Origin of the sequence: Nocardia sp. NPDC051570 (genome assembly GCF_044454005.1) — a bacterium.
In the GTDB taxonomy this organism is placed as follows: domain Bacteria; phylum Actinomycetota; class Actinomycetes; order Mycobacteriales; family Mycobacteriaceae; genus Nocardia.
In genome coordinates this window covers 1-4,903 of sequence record NZ_JBITDI010000059.1, presented here as the reverse complement: position 1 = coordinate 4,903, position 4,903 = coordinate 1, and the positions used below count along the sequence as shown (strand labels likewise).

5 protein-coding genes are annotated in these 4,903 nt (G+C 64.8%); all 5 read right to left on the bottom strand.

Annotated elements, in window-relative coordinates; translation table 11 throughout:
• Nucleotides 1-1,200 precede the first annotated feature (1,200 nt).
• The 5 genes from ACIA76_RS43610 to ACIA76_RS43590 all read right to left on the bottom strand — a co-directional run bounded on the left by ACIA76_RS43610 (nt 1,201) and on the right by ACIA76_RS43590 (nt 4,183).
• Nucleotides 1,201-2,052 (bottom strand): glutaminyl-peptide cyclotransferase, encoded by an 852-nt coding sequence (locus ACIA76_RS43610; protein WP_397161453.1) that lies wholly within the window; start codon nt 2,050-2,052, stop codon nt 1,201-1,203.
• Between the two features lie 3 nt (nt 2,053-2,055).
• A complete protein-coding gene (locus ACIA76_RS43605; protein WP_397161451.1) occupies nt 2,056-2,688 on the bottom strand; it encodes an MspA family porin in 633 nt (210 codons plus the stop codon).
• 88 nt (nt 2,689-2,776) lie between these two features.
• Complete coding sequence (locus ACIA76_RS43600) at nt 2,777-3,346, bottom strand: hypothetical protein (RefSeq protein ID WP_397161449.1); 570 nt, start codon at nt 3,344-3,346, stop codon at nt 2,777-2,779.
• On the bottom strand, nt 3,343-3,969 hold the full coding sequence (locus tag ACIA76_RS43595) for a MauE/DoxX family redox-associated membrane protein (RefSeq protein WP_397161447.1): 627 nt from the start codon (nt 3,967-3,969) through the stop codon (nt 3,343-3,345). The genes ACIA76_RS43600 and ACIA76_RS43595 overlap by 4 nt, the downstream gene beginning before the upstream one ends.
• Nucleotides 3,970-4,003: 34 nt before the next feature.
• Nucleotides 4,004-4,183: a hypothetical protein gene (locus ACIA76_RS43590; protein WP_397161446.1), complete on the bottom strand. Its 180-nt coding sequence runs from the start codon at nt 4,181-4,183 to the stop codon at nt 4,004-4,006.
• Nucleotides 4,184-4,903: the final 720 nt, after the last annotated feature.

Genomic DNA, 4,903 nt, shown 5'->3' with positions numbered 1-4,903 from the left:
AAGACAGGTAGGAACAGCGAGAGCGATCGAATTGAACACTGTCGTCCGCCCCCGTTCGGATACCTCACGCCATGCCATAGATACCTCCAGGAAGTAGTCGCACGGATCCTCTGTCGGTTTTCCTGTTTCAAGACCGGGCCCTGACCGCGGGCAAAATAAAACTGTCCGCTTCGGCCCGCCCGGCGATGCAGTAGACGGGTTGGACGGCGCGCTGTCTCGGTTGGATGCGCCGCATGGGCGCACAGCGATACCCGTCGGAAGCAGTGTGGGTGATCCGAGACGACGACTGCCTCACGCAGCGAGGCCGGCGAGGGTACCCGCTATCAGAGCGCCGAGCCCGGCGAGTAGGTAGCCCCCGAGGATGATCGGGGATGCAATCGAACCTATAAACGGGATGGCGATGGGTGCCGCCGCAGACTCGATGAACCCAAACCCGTCATAAATGAGAGAGGCGACTATGCCGACTCCCAATCCGACTCCCGATAGCATGTCGTTCTCCTTCTGTTCGTCGCTGTCGAGCTACGGTGAGCGGAGCCCAGAACGGTCGGCCCGGATGGAGGCTGTACCACCCGGCCGGAACAAACGAAAGAACGTACTCGGACTGACATCAGGTACTGGTCAACGGGACAGTAGCGCACGCACGCGATTCGAAGCAGAGGATCCGCGACATTCCGCCGAAAACGTACGCTTTCGGGTATCAGTTTCATCCGCGCAACCATTTCCGGTTCGGCTCGATATGGGATGGGTCTGATGTGCGGCACCTCCGGGCCTGTCGGGGTCTGACGGGCGGCAGGCGCCTCCGCCGACGGCGAGTCCAGCTGCGGTGGTGTTGACTCACCGGCGGTCAAGCATTCCGGGGTGTTCGCACAGCCGAGCCATCGGCCTGGACGTCAACCCAACCCCTGCAGAAGCCTGCCGACGGTCAGACAGCCGTCTACTGCGTCAAGATCTGTGGCAGCGTCGATCAACTGGTCAGCGACTTCGGCGGGATGCTGCCACCGGAGATATTGTCAAATCTTGTGGATGAGGGGGAGTGCCCGTTAATCGCGGAGTCGATTCCGGCCTCATTGATCGTATCCTCGATGATCGGTGGCGGCGATCCCGAAAATGCTACGCCGACAGCAACATTCATCTCGTACGCGGATGCATCGTGTCGTCACCGACGCTCGGTTGCTCCCGAAAGTGGAACAAGGCCGGATTTCAGAGAGTCCCGATTTCAGTTGATGTTGTTGAGGCATGGGTCTCGAGTTGGCTGCCGAGGCAGAGCGTGCTCATGTCGGTGTAGTGACGGGGGTGGATGCGGTTGTGGTCGGGGGTGAGGCGGATGTGGTAGATCCGGGTCCAGTGTTTGCCGGTGAGGAGGAATCCGCCGGTGGGGTGGGCGGCGATTCCATTCATCCAAGTTTCCGGGTTGGCGGGTTCGTGGGTGTGGAGGGTGCGGGCGTCGACGAGGTCGGTGGTGGTGCCGTCGTGTGGGTTGATCCCGACCAGGTAGGCGGTGCCGTAGAGGTTGGCCCAGATGCGGCCGCCTGCCCATTCGAGGTCGTTGAGGCAGGGCAGGGGGTCACCGGCGTAGGTGACGGGCAGGGTGCGCAGCGGCCGCAGGGTGTGGGGGTCGCGCAGGATGAGTTCGCTGGTGCCGTCGCTGGTGATGACGTGGGTGCCGGTGTGGCAGATGCCCCAGCCGTCGCGGTCCAGGGGCACGGTGTCGACCAGGGTGTGGTTGGACACCGACCAGCGCAAAGCTCGGTGTTCCCGCCAGGTCAGCTGCCATAGGTGGGTGCCGATGCGGCAGATGCCTTCGCCGAAATATGTGGGGTCCAGGGGGCCGATCCAGTCCGGTTCGGTGGCGCCGAGCCGATAGCGGCGCAGCGTGGAGTGGCCGTAGAGGCCGGTGCTTTCCCACACGTTTGTGCCGTCGGTGCTCAGGCCTTGGGTGAAGCCGCGCCCGGGGTGGGGCAGGCGCCTGATAACGGCGACCTGGTGATGTTTCATCGGCTCTCCGGATGTGGCTGCACGTTCGGTCCCCGTGTTGTCTTGGGAAGGATGCACTCGTTAGTTGAGGTTGGTGGGGTCGCCGTAGACGGTGTCGCCGTCGGTGGCTTCCGGTGTGGTGACAGTGATGGTGGTGTAGGAGCGGATGCCTGCGCCGCCGAGGCAGCCGTTGAGCATGAAGTGGGTGTTGCGGTGGATCAGGTATCCGGTGATGTCCGGTGTCAGCGGCCGGGTATCGCCTTGGACGTCGGTGATTTCTCCTGGTTTCAGGGCCAGCGTGAGTTCGGGTCCGGCACTGATCTGGGGGCCGATGGTGATCACGGGAGCGATCCCGCCGCCGAGCGTGACACCGGGTGCGATGCCGAGTTGACCGAATAAGCCGACGGACACAGCGGTGAGGTTGACCGCGCAGCCGAGCAGGTACCCGGTTTTCAGTGTCCCGGTGGCGGTTCCGGTGATGCGGCCGTAGCTGGTGTTGCTGACGAACATCTCCAGTGAAGTCGGGGTCTGGTTGAGTGCGGGCACCTGGTCGATCGTCTCGTCTTGGTGGCCGACGGTGAACTGTGTTCCGGTCGGGGTGGTGTCGGCTCGTTCGTGTGGCGCCAACGCCACCGGTTGCGCGGACGCCGACACAGCCGACGCCAACCCCACCACTATCGCGGCGATGCTGATGATCACGGCCTTGGTGCACATGGCCGTTCCTTCCTGTCCGGCCTTGCCGGGCCGGTGTTCGATCCTGTAACCGCGAGTCCCGGAATAGATCTCGGGAACCGTCGACCGGTCAGTGGTGGGCCGGGGTGGGGATTGTGGTGGTGTTGGGGAGTTTGCGGACGGCGTGGCTGCCGGTGGTGATGGTGGCGTCGGGGCCGGTGAGGTAGAAGGCGGGGAAGGCCTGGTTGTCGAAGGCGGTGGTGACCGCGCCATCGGCGGCGGGTTCACAGACCACCGTGGCAACCGGAGTGAGCGCGTCGAGCATGTCCCGGCGGGCGGTGGGATCGGTGTTCTCATCGACGGTGACCACCGCCAGGACCTGATCACGCGGGAACCCGGCGCCGCGCACGTAGGCGACGAATTCGGGCAGGTTGACGCGGCAGTGCGGGCAGTCCACCGCGAGCAACGCGATCGCCGCGGGATGACGCAGATCGGCCTGAGTGATCGCGGCGCCGTCGAGGGTGCCGGTGGTGAATGCCGGTGTGGGAGTACCGGTCGGCAGCAGCATGTCGGTGGTGTCGGCGAGCTGGTCGAGCAGATCGGTGTGCGCACGTAGCCGGCGGATCAGGCCGAGGGTGATCGCCAGGTGTCCGGCCGTGATCACGGCCAGGATGATGACAAGGGCTATCAGAATGTTCATTGGAGACGTTTCTTCTGTCCGGTGACCGCGGACCGTCGAGTGGTCGCGGTGTGCGGAGTGGTCGATGGTGGAGTGGGAGTGAACAATTCGGCCAGCTCGTCGAAGCTGGTCAGCACCGCGCCGAGCACTGCTCCGGTACCGGCGGCCACCCACAGCCCTGCCGCGGACACGGTTGCACCGGCGGGCAGAGCCAGGGTAAGCGCGGCGGCGGTGAGGCCGGTGAGGGTGACGGCGAGCAGCACGAGGTTGCGGGCCAGTTGAATGCGCGACACCGGGTGGGTGGAGGTGCCGAAACAGCGACACCCGGTGGTGGTGCCGCGACGGATCCCGGCGGTGATGGCGGTGGTGAACGCGCCCAATGTGGTTGCGGCGAGACCGAACCCGGCCACCGTGGTGACCGGGTCGGGGATCGCCAGCACCACCACGATCCCCCATTCCGTGGCGATGACCGTGGTGGCGAGGAGTGCGGCGGAGCGGTTCCGGGCGGCGGGGACCAGTCCGGTCACCGCCGCCCGGAACTCGATGCGGGCGGTGTGACCGAGCTTGGAGACGGTGGCGAGGACGAACACGACCCCGATCGCGGCCCGCGCCGCCACCGCCACACACGTCAGGACAACACTCATCCCAACCGACTCCCGGTCCTACCAAGCCCCCGGGTCAGACGCAGAGGCCGAGTTCGCAAACTCTGTCGTGCTTGCACACGGGCGCGGTTGGGCAGCACGGCTGCAGAAGCCCCCCGCAGGTCTGGGCGCGGATGGGGGTTGGTTTGCGGATGATGATCTTGTCGGTGAAGGTGTCGAGCAGTGTCTCGGCCCGCTCCAATAGCGCGGTAGTCATAGCGGTTACATCTCTTCTCTTTCTCGGTGACGCCCCCTGCGGGGCTATCTGAATCGTTGCCCCGCTTGTGAGGCGCGTCACTCGCCATCGTTTACCCGCCGTCGGCGCATAGCTAGCAACTAGTTGGTTTGACTATGCAACTGTGACCTTGCCGTCGCCGATGCTCCACAAGCCGTTGGCGTCGAGCGAGAGCGCATAGAGCCGTGAAGTTGCCGCGGACCGATCTCGACCGCGCCGACAACCACTGCACATGCCGAATAATCAACCATCACACCCGGCTCCACCCGATCCGGACCTTGGAGGTCAGGGGCGGGAGTCGGCTCTGCGCAGGGAGTCCGAGCCGCACGTGATGTCGGCGCAGCACTTCTCGCCGATCAGCCCGACCTGCGGAGGGGCTGAGGATTTCGTGCCGATGACGATGTGCCGGTGCCGGTGTCGAGCAGTGTTTCGGCCCGCTCGATCAGCGCGGTGGGTGCGGCAGTCGCCTCTGGTTTCGTTCTCGATGCCGCCTGCCCGGGTTATCGGCCAGTGATCCCTTTTTGTGATGTGCGCCACCTACGATGGTGAATCCGGAACCTGCGTGGCAGTGCCAGTCGGTCGGTTGCAGCAGTGCAGCTGTGACCTTGCGGTCAATGGCGCTTCACCGCAGGGGCCGGGAGTTGTTGGAAGGAAGCACCTTTAGTGGATACCGCGACGTTGCTGCGGATGCTCGATCCCGAC